Below are 21,315 nucleotides of genomic sequence, written 5' to 3' on the forward strand. Positions count from 1 at the left end.
GTCATTCCGGCGTCGTTTTCCGTTCTCGTCTCGTAGTTTCGAAGGCTGCCGCGGACGGTTTCCGGGGCGGAGAGGAAGTGCGCCCGGTGACCGCGACGACCGACCTGCGACTGATCGAGCTTCCCGAGTTCACCCTCGAGCCGGAGGCTCCGGCGGTGTTCCGCTCCCGGTCCACCCCGGTCCGGCGCACGCTGGTCGACATCCTCGACGCGACGATCGCGGCCCACGCCGACTCCCCCGCGATCGACACCGATGCCGGCGCGCTGACCTACCGGCGGCTGTCCGCCGAGGTGGAGGCGCTGCGCGCCACGCTGAGCGGGCACGGGATCGGCGTCGGCGACCGGGTCGGCATCAGGATCTCCTCCGGTACGGCGGAGCTGTACCTGGCCATCCTCGGTGTGCTGGCGGCCGGAGCCGCGTACGTGCCGGTCGACGCCGACGACCCGGAGGAGCGCGCCGAGCTCGTCTTCGCCGAGGCGGGCGTCTGCGCCGTCCTGGGCGACGACCGGGACGTGTCGCTGCGGCGTACCCCGCAAGGGCGGCCCGGGCGCCCGGGCCCGGCCGACGACGCCTGGATCATCTTCACCTCGGGATCCACCGGCACCCCGAAGGGGGTGGCGGTCCCGCACGGCGCCGCCGCCGCGTTCGTCGACGCCGAGGCGCAACTGTTCCTCACCGGCGACGGCGTCGCGCCGCTCGGGCCGGGCGACCGCGTCCTGGCCGGCCTGTCGGTGGCCTTCGACGCGTCCTGTGAGGAGATGTGGCTCGCCTGGCGGCACGGCGCCTGCCTGGTGCCGGCCGCGCGGTCGCTGGTGCGCAGCGGCGTCGACCTGGGCCCGTGGCTGGCCGGGCAGCGCATCACGGTGGTGTCCACGGTGCCGACGCTCGCCGCGCTGTGGCCCGCCGAGGCGCTCGAGGACGTCCGGCTGCTGATCTTCGGTGGTGAGGCGTGCCCGCCGGAGCTGGCCGAGCGGCTGGCCGTCGGGGGCCGCGAGTTGTGGAACACGTACGGCCCGACCGAGGCGACCGTGGTGGCCTGCGCCGCCCGGATGACCGGCGAGGGCCCGGTGCGGATCGGGCTGCCGCTGGCCGGCTGGGAGCTGGCCGTCGTCGATGCGTCCGGTGAGCCGGTCACCATGGGGCAGACCGGCGAGCTGGTGATCGGTGGTGTCGGCCTGGCCCGCTACCTCGACGCCGCCAAGGACGCCGAGAAGTTCGCGCCGCTGCCCGCCCTGGACTGGGATCGTGCCTATCGCAGCGGCGACATCGTCCGCGCCGAGCCGGAGGGTCTGCTGTTCCTGGGCCGCGGCGACGAGCAGGTGAAACTCGGCGGCCGCCGGATCGAGCTGGGTGAGGTGGACGCGGCGCTGCAGGCACTGTCCGGGGTGGCCGGCGCGGCCGCCGCGGTGCAGCGGACCGCCGGCGGCAACCAGCTCCTGGTCGGCTACCTGGTGCCGCACGACGGCGAGAGCTTCGACCTGGAGGCCGCCAACCGGCGGATCCGCGAGCAGCTCCCGGCCGCGCTCGTCCCGCTGCTGGCCGTGGTGGACGGGCTCCCGACCCGCACCTCGGGCAAGGTGGACCGGGCGGCGCTGCCCTGGCCGCTGGCCGTGCCCGGCGCGTCGCCGGACGGCGAGCTGACCGCGACCGAGCAGTGGCTGGCCGGCGGCTGGGAGGAGATCCTCGGGGTCCGCCCGGCCGAGGCCGGCGCCGACTTCTTCAGCAGCGGCGGCAGCAGCCTGAACGCGGCGCAGCTGGTCGCCTGGATCCGGCGGGACCACCCGCGGGTGTCGGTGGCCGACGTCTACCAGAACCCGCGACTGTCCGAGATGGCGAGCGTCCTCGACGGCCTCGGCGCCGAGACCACGGTCCACCGGGCGGTGCGGCCCACGCCCCGGCGGACCGGTTTCGTCCAGGCCCTGCTCATGGTGCCGATGCTGGCGATGGTGGGGCTCCGCTGGCTCACCGTGGTCGCCGCGCTCGGCAAGGTCGTGGGGCTCGTCCCGGCGGTCTCCTGGTGGTGGATCGCGGCGTCCTGGGCGCTGCTGTTCAGCCCGCCGGGCCGGATCGTCATGGCCGCGTCCGCCGCCCGGCTGCTGCTGCGCGGCGTCGGCCCCGGCGCCTACCCGCGCGGCGGGCACGTCCACCTCCGGCTGTGGGCGGCCGAACGCTTCGCCGAGCTGACCGGCGCGACCGGGGTGGCCGGGGCGGGCTGGATGATCACCTACGCGAAGGCGCTCGGCGCACGGCTCGGCCGGGACGTCGACCTGCACTCCGCGCCGCCGGTCACCGGGCTGCTCAAGCTCGGCCGCGGTGCCGCGATCGAGCCGGAGGTCGACCTCTCCGGCTACTGGGTCGACGGTGACGTGGTCCGGATCGGCACGGTGCGCGCCGGCGCCGGCGCCCGGGTCGGCTCCCGGAGCACCCTGATGCCCGGCGCCCGGGTCGGCAAGGGCGCGCGGATCGGCGCCGGCTCGACCGTGACCGGCACGGTGCCGGCCGGACAGCGCTGGGCCGGCTCCCCGGCCGTACCGGTCGCCGGGAAGGACGCGACCGGCTGGCCGGAGCGGCGCCCGGAGCCCTCCCGGCTCGGCGGCCCGTTCTGGGTGACCGCCTACAGCGCCACCGCGCAGCTGCTGGGCCTGCTCCCGGTGCTGGCCGCGCTACCCGCGCTCGCCCTGGTCGGCTGGGCGTTCACCGGCGGGCCCGCGCTGCTCGCCGTCCCGGCCGCGCCGGTCGCCTACCTGGTCGCCTACGCCCTGCTCGTGCTGGTGGCGGTCCGCCTGCTCAGCATCGGCCTGCGGGAGGGGTTCCACCCGGTCCGCGGGCGCGTCGCCTGGCAGGTGTGGACCACCGAGCGCCTGATGGGGATGGCCCGCGTCGCGCTGTTCCCGATCTACTCCAGCATGTTCACCCCGGTGTGGCTGCGCCTGCTCGGCGCGAAGGTGGGCCGCGGCGCGGAGATCTCCACGGTCCTGGCGGTCCCGGCCATGACCACCGTCGACGACCACGCCTTCCTGGCCGACGACACGATGGTGGCCACCTACGAGCTGAGCCACGGCTGGCTGCGGGTCGCCCCGGCCCGGATCGGCAAGCAGGCGTTCCTCGGCAACTCGGGGATGGCCGCGCCGGGCCGGTCGGTGCCCAAACGCGGCCTGGTCGGGGTGCTGTCGTCGGCGCCGCGCGGGGCGAAGAAGGGCTCGTCCTGGCTGGGCGCCCCGCCGATGCCGCTGCGCCGCGTCGTCGAGGCCGCCGACACCGGCCGCACCTTCGCCCCGCCGCTGCGGCTGCGGTTGGCCCGGGCCGCGATCGAACTGTGCCGGGTCGTCCCGGTGATCTGCGCCGGCGCCCTCGCGGTCCTGGTGCTCGCCGTGCTCGCGCTGATCTGGCGGACCGCCGGCGGACCGGTGGCCGTGCTCGCCGCCGGTCCGGTGCTGGCCGCCGCCGCGATCGTCGCGGGACTCACCGCGTCGGCCGCCAAGTGGCTGCTCGTGGGCCGGTTCCGGGCCGGCGAGCGGGCGCTGTGGACGTCGTTCGTCTGGCGCAACGAGCTCGCCGACACGTTCGTCGAGGTGCTCGGCGCGCCCTGGCTGTTCCGGTTCGTCACCGGGACGCCGCTGCTGAACCTGTGGCTGCGGACGCTCGGCGCGCGGATCGGCCGCGGCGTGTGGCTGGAGACGCTGTGGCTGCCGGAGTACGACCTGGTCCGTCTCGGCGCCGGCGCGACCGTGAACCGGGGGTGCGTGGTGCAGACCCACCTGTTCCATGATCGGATCATGAGCATGGATGAGGTCACTCTCGGCGCGGGCGCCACCCTCGGCCCGCACGGCATCGTGCTGCCCGGCGCGAGCATCGGCGCCCGCACCACCGTGGGCCCCGGCTCGCTGGTCACCCGCGGCGACGCCGTGCCCGCCGACACCTGCTGGCTCGGCAACCCGATCGCGACCTGGGCATGAACCCACCGGCCACGCCGGGCGCCGACCGTTCCCCCGATCCCTACCTGCCGGAGCACGGCAACGGCGGCTATCGGGTGCTGCACTACGAACTCGACCTCGACTACCGGGTGATGTCGAACCGGCTGGCCGGAAAGGCGATCGTCACGGCGCGGGCGGTCCAGCCGCTGTCGCGGTTCAGCCTGGACCTGGCCGGGATGCGGGTCCAGGGGGTGCGCGTCGACGGCCGCCCGGCGAGCTTCGACCACCGGCGGGGCAAGCTCCGGATCAAACCGGAGCGCCCGATCGGCTACGGCGTCACCTTCAAGACCGAGATCCGGTACGGGGGGAAGCCCGCGCCGGTCTCGGGGCGGTGGGGCGACATCGGGTGGGACGAGCTGACCGACGGTGTGCTCGTGGCGAGCCAGCCGAACGGGGCGCCGTCCTGGTTCCCGTGCAACGACCGGCCGGACGACAAGGCGAGTTTCCTGGTGCGGTTCACCGCGCCGTCGCCGTACACCGTGCTGGTCACCGGCGACCTGGTGTCCCGGCGCCGCGGGGCCGGTTCGACCACCTGGGTGTACGAGCGCGACGAGCCGACCGCCCCGTACCTGATGAGCGTCCAGATCGGCCGCTACGACCTGGTGGAGCTGGCCGCCGGCGGGGTGACCCAGCGGGCCGCGATCACCCCTCGGGTGCGTCACGCCTTCCGGCACGACTTCGGCCGGCACGGCGAGATCATGGCGGCCCTGGAGCGGCTGCTCGGGCCGTACCCGTTCCGCGAGTACGTCGTGGTGGTCACCGACGACGAGCTGGACGACCCGATCGAGGCGCAGGGCATGGCCGTCTTCGGGCGCAACCACGTCGACGGGCGGCGCACCCACGAGCGGCTGGTCGTGCACGAGCTGGCCCATCAGTGGTTCGGCAACAGCCTGACGGTCGCCGACTGGCGGCACATCTGGCTCAACGAGGGCTTCGCCACGTACGCCGAATGGTTGTGGTCCGAGGTCTCCGGCGGCGTGCCGGAGCATGTGCACGCGGCCCGATGGCACGCCTGGGCGGCGGCGCAGCCGGCGACCGTCGTCGTCGGCGACCCGGGCGTCGACAAGATGTTCGACCCGCGCGTCTACAAGCGCGGCGCGCTGACCCTGCACGCCCTGCGCGTGCGGGTCGGTGAGCAGGCGTTCTTCGCGTTGCTGCGCTCCTGGGTGGCCGAGCACCGGCACCGGACCGTGACGACCGCGCAGTTCCGGGCGCATGCCGCCCGCTTCACGGCCGCGCCGCTGGACGACCTGTTCACCGCGTGGCTGGACCGCCCGGTGCTGCCGCCGCCCCCGCGCCTGCTCTGACCCGCCCACCGGCACCGTTCATGTTCGTCTGTGAACGGTTCTGAGTGCCCTTGCTCGCTTCGTGGACACGTGCCTACCCGACTGAACATATTCAGGTGCGGTCCACGAAGGGAGGAAGGAATGAAACGCATTCTGATGGCGGTGACCGGTCTGGTCGCCCTCGTCCTCGGCGGCCTGGCCCTGCCCCAGCCCGCCAGCGCGGCGACGACGCTGATCTACGCCACCTTCAAAGGTGACGCGGCGGCCGACCAGGAACTGTGGATCTACCAGTCCACCAACGGCGGCACCACCTACAACGTCCTGTACGACACCAACTTCCGGGGCCCGACCGGGGTGCTGCGCGACCCGAGCATCATCAAGCGGGGCAGCACGTACTTCATCGCCTACACCTGGCAGTCCTGGACGACGAACTCGACGTACTTCGCCGTGGCCCGTAGCACCGACCTGCTGAACTGGACCAACATCGCCACGGTCCCGTCCGGGATCAGCAGCACCCGGTTCACCTGGGCGCCGGAGTTCTACATCGAGGGCACGACGGTCAACATCATCGCCAACGTGGCCCAGACGACCTGCTCCAACTGCTTCCGGCCGTACGTCTACACGGCGCAGAACAGCGACCTCACCTCGTGGAGCGGGCCGCAGCAGATGTGGGGCCTCGGCTTCAACCACATCGACGCGTACGTGGTGAAGTCCGGCAGCACGTGGCACTCCTTCGTCAAGAACGAGACCACCAAGTACATCGAGCACTGGACCAGCACCGACCGGCTCACCGGCGGCTGGATCAACCAGGGCACCCTGTGGGCCTCGGGTTACGAGGGGCCGTCGCTGGTCCGGCTGGACGACGGCCGGTGGCGCATCTACATCGACAAGTACACCAACGGCGGGATCTGGACCGCGACCAGCTCCGACCTCAACACGTGGACCGGCCTGAGCGCGGTCGGCTGCTCGGGTTGCCGCCACGGCACCGCCATCCCCCGATGATTGGATCCCCATGACACCGTTGCGCAGGCTCCTCACCCCCCTCCTGGTGACCGCCCTGACCGCGCTGGGCGCCGTCGCCGTCGGCTCGTCGCCGGCGGTTGCCGCCACCAACCAGTTCCGCGGCATGAACTGGGCGGTGCTGGGTGACAACTTCAGCACCGGCCCGCTGGTCGTGCAGGGCCTCAGCTCGTCGGACAGCAACGCGACGGTCCGGGCCAAGGCCAACGCCCTGTACGACGACATGGCCGCGATCGGCGTCAACACGGTCCGGCTGCCGATCAACACGCACACCGTCGGCACGGCATGGTGGGAGAACTACCGGGGCGCCATCGACGCCGCCACCGCCCGCGGGTTCAAGGTGATCCTCGCCTACTGGGAGGACGGCGCCGCCTCCGGTGGCCGGATCACCAACATCGCCGCGTGGAACACCATGTGGTCGAAGGTGACCTACCAGTACGGCGCCAACACCAACGTCTACTTCGAGCCGATGAACGAGCCGCACGGCTACACCTCGGCGGAGTGGCGCAACGTGGCGGCGACCTGGATGAGCTACCACTACTCGGCGGTGCCGGCCCGGACGCTGATCGGCGGCACCGGGTACAGCCAGGACCTGCGCGACGTCTGCAACGACAGCCGGTTCAGCGGCACGCTGCTCTCGTTCCACCACTACGCGTTCTTCTACAGCGCGATGACCTACGACGCCTTCCGCAGCCACGTCCAGACCCGGCTCGGCAACTGCGCCTCCCGCGCCGTGGTCACCGAGTTCGGCGCCCCGATGTCGACCGGGCTCAACTACGCCGACGCCAACAGCACCGACAATTTCGTACGCCACATCCGCGCCGTCACCCAGGTGATGCGGGACAACCAGATGGGCGGCACCTACTGGCCGGCCCTGGGTGGCAAGCCCACCGGCACCTCGGGCTTCGACTACTACTCGATGTTCGCCTTCAGTGGCAGCGGCACCAACCTCAACCTGGCCGTCCGCAACGCCTCCGGCCGCGACCGCATCCGGTACGGCTGGGGCCTCTGACGCTCGGAACGGACCGGCCCCCTGCCACGGCACGTGCCGCTGTGGCAGGGGGCCGGTCCATGTCGAACAGACACGGCACGGGTGGAGCCGCGTGCCGGGGCCGCGACCGCCGGTCCTCCCGGCGGCCGGCCCGTTGGTGTGAAGCCCGGCACGCCGGAGAATCTCCCGGCGGCCCGGCCGTCCGCTTGACCCTATTCTGGTAGCCCCCGGACCCGGGGGAGGCAGGTCACGCCCTCGACCGGATCCGGAGTCACTCGGGATGTATGCGCTCGGCATCGATCTGGGAACCACCTACACCGCCGCCGCCGTCTGGCGCTCCGGTCATGCCGAGATCGTCTCGCTGGGCAGCAGGACGGCGGCCGTCCCGACGGTGGTGCTGTTGCGGGCCGACGAGAGCATCCTGACCGGCGAGATCGCCAGCCGGCGAGGGCTGACCGAACCGCACCGGATGGCCCGCGAGTTCAAGCGGCGCCTCGGTGACCCCACGCCGATCCTGCTCGGTGGGGTGCCGTACTCGGCCGAGTCGCTGATGGCCCGGATGCTGCGGGCCGTGATCGACGAGGTGTCGTCACGAGAGGGCGGCGAACCGAACGCCATCTGCGTCTCGCATCCGGCCAACTGGGGGCCGTACAAGATCGATCTGTTGTATCAGGTGATCCGCCTCGCCGGCATCGAGCTGCCGGTCCAGTTGATCACCGAGCCGCACGCCGCGGCGGTCTTCTACGCCCGGCAGCAGCGGCTGGAGCCGGACGCGACGGTGGCCGTCTACGACCTCGGCGGCGGCACCTTCGACGCGGCGGTGCTGCGCAAGACCCCGGAGGGTTTCGAGCTCATCGGCAAGCCGGAGGGGATCGAGCGGCTCGGCGGCGTCGACTTCGACGCCGCCATCTTCGCCCATGTGGCCGGGGCGCTCGACGGCGCGCTGGACGACCTCGACGAACAGGATCCGGCGGCGAGCGCCGCGGTCGCCCGACTCCGCGAGGAGTGCGTGCAGGCCAAGGAGGCTCTGTCGGCGGACACCGACGTGACGATTCCGGTGCTGCTGCCGGCCGTCACCACCGAGGTCCGGCTCACTCGCGCCGAGTTGGAGGCGATGGTCCGCCCGGTGCTGAGCGGCCCGATCGAGGCGCTGCGCCGAGCCGTCAAGTCGGCCGGGATCGAGCCGGCGGACCTGCACTCGGTGCTGCTGGTCGGCGGTTCGTCGCGGATTCCGCTGGTCGCGCGGATGGTCGGTGCGGAGTTCGGGCGGCCGGTCGCGGTCGACGCCCACCCCAAGCATGCGGTGGCGCTCGGCGCGGCCTGGCATGCCGGTGCCTCGATCGCCGAGGCCCAGACGGCGCTGGTGCTGCCCGAGGCCGTCGACCCGTGGGCGACCGGCGCCGCCGAGGCGGTCGCCCCGGCCTGGCCGGACGCCCTCGTGGTTCCCGCCGAGCCCGCCCAGCCGGTCCAGCCGTCTCCGGCGGCGCCCTCCCCGGCGTCTTCGCCGGAGCCGGAGCCGGTCTCGTCCCCGGAGGCAGCCGGGCCGACCGCCGCCGTCGCGCTGCCCGCCGATGCGGCGACTCGGGTACGGATTCTCGGCGCTGTTCTGGCTGCCGCCGTGGTGGTGTTGCTCGCCGGCGTCACCGGCGCCGTCTGGGCCGTCGACAGGTTCGGCGGCGACGGCAAGAAGGACGTTCCGGCGACCGGGGCCGGCATGCACAGCCCGATCCCGAGCGCGGCCGCCTCGGCGGGCGCGAGCGTGCCGGCCAGCGCGGCCGCCGCCCCGGTGCCGGCCGACGAGGCGTGCACCGATCAGATGAGGCAGAGTCCTCGCTGGGTCTGCCTCACCCGGGCCACCGTCCGGGACGGAAGGTTCACCGTCTGGTACGAGGCGGACTGGAACGGCGAGACCCCGGACACCGCGAAGGGCTTCCACCTGCACATCTACGGCGGCGACGGGCAGAGCCCCGACGAGACGACGATGGGCAGCCAGGCGACCGCACACGGCGAGTACTACTTCGAGGACCAGCAGCCCTCGGTGCGGCGGACCGGCGACGCCGACTTCGAGGCCGTCAGCGATGCCCCGAAGGTGTGCGCCCGCATTGCCAAGAGCGGGCACGGGCTGGCCAGGGCCGCCGACGGCAGCTACCACACCGGCAACTGCATCCCCATCCAGCGGGACTGACGGCCGCGCGCCGGTGCCGGGCCGGGGCGGCACGACCACACCGTCAGCAGCGCTGTAACCATCCCCGACGGCACCGCCGCCGTGATCCGGTCGACCGTCGTCCGGTTCATGGGGGCGAGCTTTCGCGCGAACATGTCCGAAGCTGTTGCCTTCTGTTGACTTCATACATGCAAATAGTTCAGTGTGTTTGCAGTCTCGTCGATCGAAGGGAAACAATCGATGCCCCGATCACCCGGGAGAACCCTGCTCCTCGCCGTCCTGCTGGTTCTCTCCGTCCTCGGCGTGCCCGCCGCGCCCGCCTCCGCCGCGGCGCCGGTGCACGGTCTCAAGGGTGAGTACTTCCGGATGTCCGCACCGGGCGCCCGGGACTTCGCCGAACTCGGCGGGATCGTGCTCGACCCGAACATCGACCTGCCCGGCCTGGCCGGCACGTTCGAGTCGCTGACCGGGCGCACCGAGCACACCACCGCCCGCTGGACCGGGAAGATCACCGCGCCGGCCACCGGCGACTACACGTTCTCCATGATCGGCGACAACGGGTTCCGGTTCCTGATCGACGGGCGGCCGGTGATCGACCACTGGGTCGGTGACTGGGACCGCGAGCAGGTCAGTGCCCCGGTGCCGCTGGTGGCGGGGGAGGCGCACGACCTCCGCATCGAGATGTTCCAGGACGTCGGCGGCGCGAACCTGTTCCTGCGCTGGTCGGGCGCCGGGCTCGATAAGCAGATCGTTCCGGAGAGCGCTTTCACGCCGCCGGACGGCTTCCAGATCTTCCCGGTCGCGTTCACCGTCCAGCCGGACGGCCGCACCCTGATCGCCGACTTCGACGCGGCCGTTGACGACCTCGGCGCGCTGGCCGAACACCTCAAGGTCGAGGTCGACACCACCGTCTTCCCGATCCGGAGCGTCCGCGGGAGCGGCGACAAGGCGGTCGTCACCCTCAGCGAGAAGATCCAGAAGGACCAGCGGGTCCGCGTCAACTACGACGGCACCGGCGGGCTCGTCGTCGGCGGCGAGACCGTTCCGCAGGTCATCCGTTCGGCGGGCAACACGTCCACGCACCGGCTCACCACCCCGTGGGGCGACCGGGTCGACGAGCGTCATCCCCTGCCCGAATACCCGCGTCCACAGTTGATCCGCAAGGACTGGATCAACCTGAACGGGCCGTGGGAGTTCGCCGCCGCCCAGGCCGGGGAGCAGCCGGTCTTCGGCAAGGCCCTCGGCGAGCGGATCATCGTGCCCTACCCGGTCGAGTCGCTGCTGTCCGGCATCGAACGGCGCGAGGACCACATGTTCTACCGCAAGCTCGTCACCGTTCCCGGCAACTGGACCGGCAAGCGGATCAGGCTCAACTTCGGCGCCGTCGACTACGAGGCGAAGGTGTGGGTCAACGGCACGCTCGTCATCACGCACACCGGCGGCTACACGGCGTTCACCGCCGACATCACCGGCGCGCTCCGTAGGCACGGGCCGCAGGAGATCATCGTCGCGGTCACCGACGTGACCGGGCCGAACCAGCCGAAGGGCAAGCAGTCGCTGAACCCGGGCGGCATCGTCTACGAGCCGTCGTCCGGCATCTGGCAGACGGTCTGGATGGAGCCGGTCGCGCCGGTCGCCGTCGACGGCCTCGTCATCACCCCCGACGTCGCGACCGGGTCGGTCGTCGTCCGGGTCGATTCCGCGGCCGATGCGACGGCGGTCATCGTGGCCCGGGACAGGAAGGGCCGGATCTCGGGTAGGGCTGTAGCGAGGACCAACACCGACGTCCGGCTCAAGATCGATAAGCCGCGTCTGTGGAGCCCCGACGACCCCTACCTCTACGACCTCGACGTGCGGCTCGGCAGCGATTCCGTCCGCGGCGATTCCGTCCGCGGCGACGCTGTCCGCGGCGACGCTGTCCGCGGCGATTCCGTCCGCGGCGATTCCGTCCGCGGAGACGCTGTCCGCGGCGATTCCGTTCGCGGCTACTTCGGCCTCCGTGAAGTCGCCGTCCAGAACGTCGGTGGTTTTCCGAAACTGGTGCTGAACGGCAAGCCGATCTTCTCGCTCGCCACCCTCGACCAGGGGTTCTGGCCGGACGGCCTGTACACCCAGCCCAGCGACGCGGCCCTGCGCTTCGACCTGGAGGAGACGAAGAAGCTCGGCTTCAACGCGGTCCGCAAGCACATCAAGGTGGAGTCGGCCCGCTGGTACCGGCACGCCGACGAACTCGGCCTGCTCGTCTGGCAGGACTTCGTCTCCGCCGACATCAACAGCACGGCCGGCCAGGAGGCGTTCCTGAGCCAGAGCCGGGAGATGATGCGCCAGCTGCACGGCTTCCCGTCGATCATCGGGTGGATCGTCTTCAACGAGGGCTGGGGTGAATGGGACCGCACGACGACTGGACAGATCGCCACCGCCGTCAAGATTGACGACCCGTCCCGCATCGTCAATGCGCACAGTGGCGTCAACTGTTGCGCGTCCAAGGGTGACTCCGGCAAGGGTGACGTGATCGATCACCACGACTACGTCAACAATGATCCGCCCTACCCGGACGCCACCCGTATCGCGATGGACGGTGAACACGGTGGCTTCACCCTGCGCACCCCCGGGCACATGTGGCCGGGCACGCCCGCCGTCATCTACAGCGGAGTCGCCGACAAGGCGGCACTGACCGCGAAGTACGTCGACAACACCGAGCGCTTCTACCTGGAGGCGGCCGGGGCCGAGTTGTCCGGCTCGGTCTACACGCAGATCACCGACCTGGAGACCGAGCTCAACGGCCTCTGGACCTACGACCGGCGAGAGATAAAGGTCAACCCCTCGGCGGTACGGGCGGTGAACGCGAAAGTGATCGCGGCCGGGGCGGCGTCCGGTCAGGCCCGGACGTATCCCGGGCACGGCGACTGGAACCTGGACGAGGGCAGCGGCACGACCGCCCGCGACAGCGGCGGCGACAGCCACCTCACCCTGACCGGCGACACCGCGTGGGCTCCCGGCGTGAGCGGCACGGCGCTGCGGTTCGACGGTGACGGCGACTACGCCGACACGGCGGCGCCGGTGCTCGACACCACGAAGGACTACACGGTCGCGGCCTGGGTGACCCTCGACGAACTGCCCGGCAACTACGCCACCGCGCTCAGCCAGGACGGCCGCCGCACCGAGAACCCCTTCTACCTCCAGTACGGGCAGGGCGCCTTCGCGTTCAGCACCCCCGGCGGCAACCGGGCCCGGCTGGTCACCACGCCCGAACTGAACCGCTGGTACCACCTGACCGGCGTCCGCGACCACACCACCGGCGAGATCCGCCTCTACGTCGACGGCAAGCGTGTCGCCACGGTCCCGGCCGGTCCGGACGTGGTGAGCACCGGCCCGCTGTCGGTGGGCCGGGCGAAGTACGCGGGCAACCGCACCGACTTCTGGTCCGGCTCGATCGACCGGGTGCACGCCTACAACCGCGGCCTGACCGACGAGGAGGTGTCCGCCCTCTACACGGCCGAGGCCGCCTGACCGGCCCCGGCGAGGATGGCCGGGGCCTGCTGACCCACTCCGGCGAGGATGGCTGGAGCCGGCAGGCCGTCCCGGCGCCGGGATCGTCCTGATCCCGGCGCCGGGATCGTCCTGATCCCGGCGCCGGACATGACCGAAGAAGTAGTTCGCCGCCACCACGAAGATCACCAGGCTCACCAGGCCGGCGATCAGCCAGGCCCGGGCGCGTACGGTCTCGCGCTGCACCCGCTTCTGCACCGGCAGGGCGGTGATGCCCTTGAGGCGCAGCCGCTCCTGCCGGAGGACGGCCTTGCCCTCGGCGGGCGTCAGACCCAGTTCGGTCAGCATCCGGCGGTGCGGGACCCTGAGGACGGCCCCGACCGCGACGCCCAGCGGCCCGCCGAAGCTCGCCAGCTGGGTGGCGCCGCTGGCGATCGCGACCGCCGGCACCGCGCCCATCAGCACGACCACCGCCACGGCCGACCGCTTCAGTTGGCGATTCGAGCGTTTCAACCGGTCCAGCTCGCCCGCGTCCAGGTCGCGCATCGTCTCTCCCGGTCTCTGTCCCGTTCCGGCCGCCGGAATCTACGCGGGGAGAGGCCGTGCCGGGTTGCCCGCGGCATGCCGGACGGTGTCGTGCGACCGTGCTGAGCTGCTGGGACAGCCGGAGCGCCGATTTCGGCCGGTGTCCGGCCGTGTCCGACGTGAGCCCGGCAGTGCCGAAATTCAATCGATGGACATCGAAGCTTGACCCTCGATTGAATCGTTAACATACTCAAGAAACCGCGAGCCGCCCCGAGGCTCGTTCCGCCCGCGCTTTCCCCGAGCGCGGTCCGTGTGTCCCCGTTCCTGCACACGATGGGATCCCCATGCACATCTCTGCCCTGCCCCGGAAGGCCGTCGCGCTGACGGCCACGACCCTGCTCCTGCTCGGCGGCGCCACCTCCGTGGCCGCCGCCGCCGAGAGCGGCCCCCTCGCGGCTGCCGCGCCGTCCGCCCGTACCACTGAAGATCTTGATCGTGGTCTGATCGCTCTGCGCACGTCGGGCGGGAACTTCCTGTCGTGGCGGCTGCTCACGTCGGACCCGGCCGGGGTGGCGTTCAACGTCTACCGCGGATCGGTCAAGGTCAACGCCGCGCCGATCGCCGCCGGCACGAACTACACCGACGCCGGCGCGCCGGCCGGCGCCTCCTACACCGTGCGGCCGGTCGTCGACGGCGCCGAGGCCGTCACCCTGGCCGCCGAGGAACCCAGCGTCGGGCTGCTGGCCGCCTACCAGGACGTGCCGATCCAGATCCCGGGCGGCGGCACCACACCGGACGGGGTGGCCTACACCTACTCGGCCAACGACGCGTCGGTGGGCGACCTCGACGGCGACGGCCAGTACGAGATCGTCCTCAAGTGGGACCCGTCGAACGCCAAGGACAACTCGCAGTCCGGCTACACCGGCAACGTGTTCATCGACGCCTACAAGCTCAACGGCACCCGGCTGTGGCGCATCGACCTGGGCCGCAACATCCGGGCGGGCGCGCACTACACCCAGTTCCAGGTGTTCGACTACGACGGCGACGGCAAGGCCGAGGTCGCGATGAAGACCGCCGACGGTACGAAGGACGGCGCCGGCGTGGTGATCGGCAGCTCGAGCGCCGACTACCGCAACTCGTCGGGCTACATCCTGTCCGGTCCCGAGTTCCTGACCGTGTTCAACGGGCAGACCGGGCGGGCCATGGCCACCGCCGACTACGTGCCCGCCCGCGGCACCGTCTCGTCGTGGGGCGACTCCTACGGCAACCGCGTCGACCGGTTCCTGGCCGGAACCGCCTACCTCAACGGGTCGTACCCGAGCATCATCATGGCCCGCGGCTACTACACCCGCAGCGTGATCGTCGCCTGGGACTTCCGCAACGGCGCGCTGACCCGGAAGTGGACGTTCGACAGCAACTCGTCCACCAACGGCTCCGCCTGGGCCGGGCAGGGCAACCACCAGCTGTCGATCGCCGACGTGGACGCCGACGGCCGCGACGAGATCATGTACGGCGCCATGGCGGTCGACGACAACGGCTACGGACTGTGGACCACGGGCCGGGGACACGGCGACGCCTACCACGTCAGCGACCTGATCCCGAGCCGGTCGGGGCAGGAGGTCTTCAAGGTGTCCGAGGACGGGACCAAGCCGGCCATGTGGATGGCGGACGCCCGTACCGGTGCTCTGATCTGGTCGACCGCGACGTGCGGCTGCGACAACGGCCGGGGCGTGTCCGCCGACATCTACGCGGGCAGCGCGGGCGCCGAGTCGTGGTCGTCGGCGGTCGACGGCCTGCGCAGCGCCAGCGGCGCGAACATCGGCCGCAAGCCGTCGTCGACGAACTTCGTGATCTGGTGGGACGGTGACGCCCAGCGGGAGCTGCTCGACCAGACCCGGATCGACAAGTACGGGACCGGCGCCGACACCCGGCTGCTGACCGCCAGCGGCGTGCACTCGAACAACGGCACCAAGGCCACCCCGTCGTTGCAGGCCGACATCCTCGGTGACTGGCGCGAGGAGGTCATCTGGCCGACCACGAACAACACCGCCCTGCGGATCTACTCGACCACCGATGCGACCAGCATCTCGCGGGCCTCGCTGATGCAGGACCGGCAGTACCGGGAGGCGGTCGCCTGGCAGAACACCGCGTACAACCAGCCGCCGCACCCGAGCTTCGCGATCGGCTGAGTTTCCGCATGACGAAGGGGCGGCGGCAGATGCCGCCGCCCCTTCGTCAAGGTCAGCCGAGTCGCCAGTTCTGGGCGGCCAGGCTGTTGCAGGTGTAGAGGGAGAGGCGGGCGCCGTTGGCGGCGTCCCAGTTGTAGTTGTCCAGGCACGTGTTGCCGGCGACGTTGCGCAGCGAGAACCAGCCGCTGCCCCGGTCCAGCACGATCCACTGCTGGCTGGTGGAGCCGTTGCAGGTGTAGAGGCCGACGTCGGCGTTCGCGGCGGTGCTGGCGTTGATGTTCGACAGGCAGGTGCCGGTGTTGCGGTTACGGATCTCGTAGTACGACCCGTTCTTGTAGGTCAGCTCGAAGTGCTGGGCCGTGCCGCCGTTGCAGTCGTAGAGGCGGACCAGGGCGCCGAGCGTGGTGTCGCGGTTGTAGTTGTCGACGCACCGGTTGCTGTGCTGGCCCCGGATGCCCGGGTTGGTGACGGTGCTCGGGATCGGCTGGCCGAAGAACGGGTCGCCGTTCTCCCGCCACAGAAGCTGCTGCATGCGGGTGTGCCGGTTCGGGTCGGTCAGCGCGTCCGGCGTCGGGGTGGCGTAGTCGCGGGCGTGGTAGACCAGCATGTCGGTGACGCCGTCCTCGGCGACGGTGAAGCTGCCGTGGCCGGGACCGTAGACGCCGTTCGCGGTCTGGAAGACCGGGTTCGGGTGCTTGTACCAGGACGCCGGGTCGAGCAGGTCGGCGGTGTCCCACGAGGACAGCAGGCCCAGCTTGTAGCGGGAGTCGGTCGCGGACGCCGAGTAGGCGATGTAGACGCGGCCGTTCTTGACCAGCGGCGACGGCCCCTCGACGACGCCGGCGACGCCCTCCTTCTCCCACGCCACGGTGGGCCGGGCGATCTCCACGGCGGTGCCGGTGATCGCGGTCGGGCCGTTCATCTTGGCGATGTACATGTGGCTGTTGAAGCTGGTGGACGGGCTGTCCTGGGCCCAGGCGAAGTAGCGGACACCCTTGTTGACGAAGACCGCGGCGTCCAGCTGGAACGACTCCCAGCCGGTGTTGAAGCGCTGCGGGGCGCTCCACGTACCGGTCATGGGGTTGGCGCTGGTGTTGCGGATCCAGTAGAGCCGCTGGTCGAACTGGGCGGTGTTGGGCGACGCCGAGAAGTACATGTACCAGGCGCCGTCGATGTACTGGATGTCGGGCGCCCAGATCCAGCCACTGAGGGCGCCGCTGGACGGGGCGACGAACGCGTTGCTCGTGGCGGCGGTGCCGAGACCCTGGAGGGTGGTGGCACGGCGCAGTTCGACGCGCTTGTAGTCGGGCACCGACGCGGTCATGTAGTAGTAGCCGTCGGTGTGCTTGAAGATCGCGGTGTCGGCGCGCTGCGAGATGACCGGGTTCTTGACGCTGATGTATTGGGCGGACGCCGGGGAGGCGAAGCCGGCCAGCAGCACGACCGTCACGGCCAGCGCGACGGTGAGCTTGCGACGGACTCGAGCACGAAGATCCATCGATGACTTCCTTGTGGGGTGGGGACGGGATGTGTGATCGTTAACATGCACGTCGATCACCCGTTACGTCAAGAAACGTCGCCGAAATAGAAGGCGGTCGCGGGAGCTGGAGATCAAGCCTTGTGACGGGTATGGATGTCTCGTAACATGCCGGTCATCTTTGTGAGCGTTAACGCTGAGGAGGCGCGCCGTGCGGATACGGGCCATGATCACCGCGTTGATCACCGCGATGGCTCTCATCGGGACGCCCGACCCAGCCCTCGCCGCGCCGGGAGCGTCCTATCAGAACCCCGTCGTCGGCACGCCCAACAGCGCCGACCCGTGGATGAGCTACTACAACGGCAACTACTACTACGCCGCCACGACGTGGACCGGGAAGATCCTCATCCGTAGGTCGGCCACCCTGGCCGGGCTGAAGACCGCCGCCGAGACGACCGTGTTCACGATGTCGCAGCCCAACGCGGTGTCGAACATGTGGGCGCCCAGCCTGCACCTGCTCAACGGGCCGAACGGGCAGCGCTGGTACCTCTACTACTCGGCCGGGCCGTCGGCCTGCTGCGGCGGGCAGCGCCAGCACGTGCTGGAGAGCGCCGGCACCGACCCGATGGGGCCGTACACGTACAAGGGCGCACTCACCCTGATGCCGAACAACGGCTGGTCGATCGACGGCAGCGTGATGACCGTCGGTGGGGTCAACTACTTCGTGTTCTCCGCCTTCAACAACAACAGCGGATTCGAGAACGGCGGGCTCCAGAGCCTCTTCATCACCCGCCTGACCAACCCGTGGACACCGGCGTCGCTCGGCATCATCATCTCCGAGCCGACGCTGTCCTGGGAGCGGGTCGGCAACCCGGTCAACGAGGGGCCGTACGTGCTCCAGCGCAACGGCCGCACCTTCCTGACCTACTCGGCCAGCTACTGCGGCACCCCCGACTACAAGATCGGCGCGCTCGAGCTCACCGGCTCCGACCCGCTCAGCCGTTCCGCGTGGACCAAGCTCGCCAACCCGCTCTTCCAGCGCAGCGACGCCAACGGGGTCTACGGGCCGGCCCACCACAGCTTCTTCAAGTCACCGGACGGCACCGAGGACTGGATCGTCTACCACGCCAACGACTCCACCTCGCAGGGGTGCGGCACCACGCGTACCAGCCGGGCCCAGCGGATCTCCTGGAACGCCGACGGCACCCCCAACCTGGGCGTCCCGGTCTCCACCGCGACGGTGCTGGCCGGACCCTCCGGCGAGCTGGGCAACCCGGGCGCGGTCACGGTCCAGCGGATCCAGTCCTACAACTTCCAGGATCGATTCGTACGCCACTCGAACTTCGCCACCCGCATCGACGCGAACGTGACCCCGGCGCTGGACTCGCAGTTCCGTGTCGTGGCCGGTCTCGCCGACAGCACCGCCGTGTCGTTCGAGTCGGTCAACTTCCCCGGCCACTACCTGCGGCACAACAACTACGTCCTGCGGCTCGAACCGAACAACGGGACGGCGACGTTCCGGCAGGACGCCACCTTCCGTCAGGTGGCCGGGCTGGCGGACTCCTCCTGGTCGTCGTTCCAGTCGTACAACTTCCCGGACCGCTACATCCGGCACAGCAACTACGTGCTGCGGATCGACCCCGTCTCCACCGCCACCGAACGCGCCGACGCCACCTTCCGCCGCACCTCCTGACCGCGTTCGCCGTCGGTCGCCAGCCACAGCCACACCAGGAAGGCGCCGGCGACGACCGCGGCGATCCCGGCCGCCCCGGAGGCGACAGCGATACGGCTCGGCTCCGGGGTGGTGGTCATCGGCTCGGACGCCTTCGCGGCGAGGAAGCCGAGAGCCGCGGCGGGCGCCGTGACCAGGCCGGTCAGGGCCAGCGGCAGCACACCCAGCGGGCTCGGGCGGCCGGTCGCGGCCGCCCGGTCCCGGCTCGCCAGCCGTACGCCGAGGAGCACCAGCGCACCCCAGCCCAGCACCACGAGCATGGCGGCGACCGCGTCACTGGGCCGGTGCCACTGCGACCACACGGTGGCGATCGCGATGGCCGCCGTGTAACCGGCCCCGCACAGGGCGGCGGTGGCGCGGACCGCCTCGGGCAGTACCAGGACCACCGCGAACGCCACCGACGCGGCGGCCGTCGTATGGCCACTGGGCAACGAGTTCGCGAACTCCAGCCGGTCGATGGGCGGCCGGGTCAGGACGTCCTTGAGGAGCTGGGTGGTGCCGTTCGCGCCGAGCACCAGCACGGCCGCCGCCACCGCCAGGCCGGGCCGCCGCCGGATCACGCCGACCGCGACCACGACCAGGCAGACCAGCACCAGACCGGCCAGCGTGGTGCCGTTCAGCACCCGGGTCAGGATCTGCACGAGCCGGGGATGATCCACGTCGGTGCCGAGCATCGCCGCGGTGTCCAGCCACTGCCCGGAGATGGTGCGCACGAACACGTGATAGGTCGCCAGCGTCCCGAGAGCGGCGAGCACGCCGACGACCAGCGGTGCCAGCAGACGACGCCGGTGGGTCATGTCGGTCATGTCGCGGCCGCCTCCAGCATGTCGAGCGACCGAGCTTAGAACCCCGGGTCAACCGGCGCTTCTCAGGGACCCCGGCCGCCGATCACGGTGGAATGACGAACGGCGACCCGCTGAACCAGCCGGGCCGCCGTTCGAAGATCGGAGATCAGATCGTACGAATGTTCTCCGCCTGCGGACCCTTCTGGCCCTGGGCGATGTCGAACTCCACGCGCTGATTCTCTTCCAGGGTGCGGAATCCGCTCGTCGCGATCGCCGAGAAATGCGCGAAGACGTCGGGGCCGCCGTCATCCTGGCTGATGAAGCCGAAACCCTTGTCGGCGTTGAACCACTTCACGGTGCCTGTAGCCATGTCTGCTCCTTAGCAGGCTGTAGGAGGGCCGCAAAGCCCGGCCCTCGTCGCCGCCCAGTTGATCGCCCGCGCCGAACCGACACGAAAACGAAAAGCGCCCGGATGGGTTGTTGGATGACCCATCAGGCGCTTGATACGTCTACGGAAATCAAGAGTGCAACATCGGGAAACCTACCACAGCGAACCGGCGCCGTCGGGTGAACGGGACCGGTGTCGCACGGCGGCGCGATCGCGAGGGCCCTCAGACGGGGGCCGGCACCGGGCGGGCCAGTTCGGTCAGCTCCCCGTCGAGCAGTTCGGCCAGCCGTTCGTAGCGGTCCGGCTGCGCCTCCCGGGTGATCCGCCGGCTCGGCATCTCCACGGTCATCAGCAGGTAGAGGTGCAGCCGGTAGAGGCTGAGGCGGCGCAGCACCGGTGCGTCGAGACGGACCCCGCCGTACCCCTGGAGGAAGGGGTGTTCGGGTTCGTCCTCGATGCGCCGGAACAGGGCGGCCGAGGTGAAGTCGAGCAGCGGGTCGCCGTAGAGGAACCGCTCGCCGTCCACGAACCCGGTCAGGCGGCCGTCCGCCACCAGCAGGTTGCCGTCCCAGCCGTCGAAGTGCAGCAGCGCCGGGCGGCGCACGCTGTCGAGCAGTCCCGCGTGCCGGACGATCAGGTCGCGGATCCGCCCGGCCGGGGCGGGCGTCTCGACCTGCCACTCGGCCGCGTCGTCGAGCAGGTCATCGATCATCGCGAGGAACGCGGCCGACCAGGTGGAGGCGCTGGTCCGGCCGGCGTCGTAGCCGAACCGGTCGCCGGTGAGCCGGTGCACCCGAGCCAGTTCGGCGCCGAACGCGGCCCGGACCGGCGCGTCGTCCACCGGCGCCGGGCCCGACTGGACCTCGAACAGGTTGCGGCCGGGCAGGCGTTCGGTGACCAGGAGATCCGGCGACGCGTGCAGCACCCGCGGCACCCGCACCTCCGGCGCCTCGGCCGCCAGCCGCCGCAGGTAGCGGCCCTCGGCGGCGATCAGATCCCGCTCGTAGCGCAGCAATCGCACATCGTCGCGGGGCGCCACCTTGAGCACCACGTCGGCGCCGTCGTCCAGCCGTGCCGACCAGACCGTGGCGAAACCGCCCCCGCTGAGCGGTGCGGACGTCACCACCCGCCGGCCCGGGAGAACCGTGGCCACCGATCGTTCGATGTCGGTGGCATCGAGGAGGCGCTGGGTCGGGCTCGGCTCGCTCACCCGCCCGACCCTACCGGGACGAGATTTTTCTCCGATGGGAGCAACCAATCCATGATCCGTCACCACTAGTGGGTGATCGACACGG

Annotated in this window: 12 protein-coding genes; 8 read left to right on the forward strand and 4 right to left on the reverse strand. The window is 70.9% G+C overall.

The window, feature by feature from the left end; genetic code table 11:
* Positions 1 to 86 precede the first annotated feature (86 nt).
* From BJ964_RS25515 to BJ964_RS25545, 7 genes are all read left to right on the forward strand, one after another.
* A complete protein-coding gene (locus tag BJ964_RS25515; RefSeq protein ID WP_188123037.1) occupies positions 87 to 3,956 on the forward strand; it encodes a Pls/PosA family non-ribosomal peptide synthetase in 3,870 nt (1,289 codons plus the stop codon).
* Entirely contained in the window at positions 3,953 to 5,281 is a 1,329-nt protein-coding gene (locus tag BJ964_RS25520) for a M1 family metallopeptidase (protein ID WP_188123038.1), read from the forward strand. Before BJ964_RS25515 ends, BJ964_RS25520 begins: the two co-directional genes overlap by 4 nt.
* 120 nt (positions 5,282 to 5,401) lie before the next feature.
* The gene (locus BJ964_RS25525; RefSeq protein ID WP_229807226.1) at positions 5,402 to 6,262 is read left to right on the forward strand and encodes a glycoside hydrolase family protein; all 861 of its coding nucleotides are present in this window, start codon (positions 5,402 to 5,404) and stop codon (positions 6,260 to 6,262) included.
* A 10-nt stretch (positions 6,263 to 6,272) separates the two neighbouring features.
* Complete coding sequence (locus tag BJ964_RS25530; protein ID WP_229807225.1) at positions 6,273 to 7,292, forward strand: glycoside hydrolase family 5 protein; 1,020 nt, start codon at positions 6,273 to 6,275, stop codon at positions 7,290 to 7,292.
* Between the two features lie 259 nt (positions 7,293 to 7,551).
* Positions 7,552 to 9,456 (forward strand): Hsp70 family protein, encoded by a 1,905-nt coding sequence (locus BJ964_RS25535; protein ID WP_188123039.1) that lies wholly within the window; start codon positions 7,552 to 7,554, stop codon positions 9,454 to 9,456.
* A gap of 219 nt (positions 9,457 to 9,675) precedes the next feature.
* The gene (locus BJ964_RS48155) at positions 9,676 to 12,945 is read left to right on the forward strand and encodes a LamG-like jellyroll fold domain-containing protein (protein WP_188123040.1); all 3,270 of its coding nucleotides are present in this window, start codon (positions 9,676 to 9,678) and stop codon (positions 12,943 to 12,945) included.
* 848 nt (positions 12,946 to 13,793) lie between these two features.
* Complete coding sequence (locus BJ964_RS25545; protein WP_188123041.1) at positions 13,794 to 15,638, forward strand: rhamnogalacturonan lyase; 1,845 nt, start codon at positions 13,794 to 13,796, stop codon at positions 15,636 to 15,638.
* 52 nt (positions 15,639 to 15,690) lie between these two features.
* On the opposite strand, the gene BJ964_RS25550 is transcribed toward BJ964_RS25545, so the two are convergent.
* Positions 15,691 to 17,136: a family 43 glycosylhydrolase gene (locus BJ964_RS25550; RefSeq protein WP_188123042.1), complete on the reverse strand. Its 1,446-nt coding sequence runs from the start codon at positions 17,134 to 17,136 to the stop codon at positions 15,691 to 15,693.
* 190 nt (positions 17,137 to 17,326) lie between these two features.
* On the opposite strand from BJ964_RS25550, the gene BJ964_RS25555 reads away from it, so the two are divergent.
* On the forward strand, positions 17,327 to 18,808 hold the full coding sequence (locus BJ964_RS25555; RefSeq protein ID WP_188123043.1) for a family 43 glycosylhydrolase: 1,482 nt from the start codon (positions 17,327 to 17,329) through the stop codon (positions 18,806 to 18,808).
* Here the strand turns inward: BJ964_RS25555 and BJ964_RS25560 are convergent.
* The 3 genes from BJ964_RS25560 to BJ964_RS25570 form a co-directional block, all read right to left on the reverse strand.
* Complete coding sequence (locus tag BJ964_RS25560; protein ID WP_188123044.1) at positions 18,736 to 19,653, reverse strand: phosphatase PAP2 family protein; 918 nt, start codon at positions 19,651 to 19,653, stop codon at positions 18,736 to 18,738. The genes BJ964_RS25555 and BJ964_RS25560 overlap by 73 nt on opposite strands.
* Before the next feature lie 145 nt (positions 19,654 to 19,798).
* Entirely contained in the window at positions 19,799 to 20,002 is a 204-nt protein-coding gene (locus BJ964_RS25565; protein ID WP_188123045.1) for a cold-shock protein, read from the reverse strand.
* Positions 20,003 to 20,243: 241 nt separating this feature from the next.
* Positions 20,244 to 21,230 (reverse strand): phosphotransferase family protein, encoded by a 987-nt coding sequence (locus BJ964_RS25570; protein WP_229807224.1) that lies wholly within the window; start codon positions 21,228 to 21,230, stop codon positions 20,244 to 20,246.
* Between the last annotated feature and the right edge of the window lie 85 nt (positions 21,231 to 21,315).

This window comes from Actinoplanes lobatus (assembly GCF_014205215.1).
GTDB lineage: Bacteria > Actinomycetota > Actinomycetes > Mycobacteriales > Micromonosporaceae > Actinoplanes > Actinoplanes lobatus.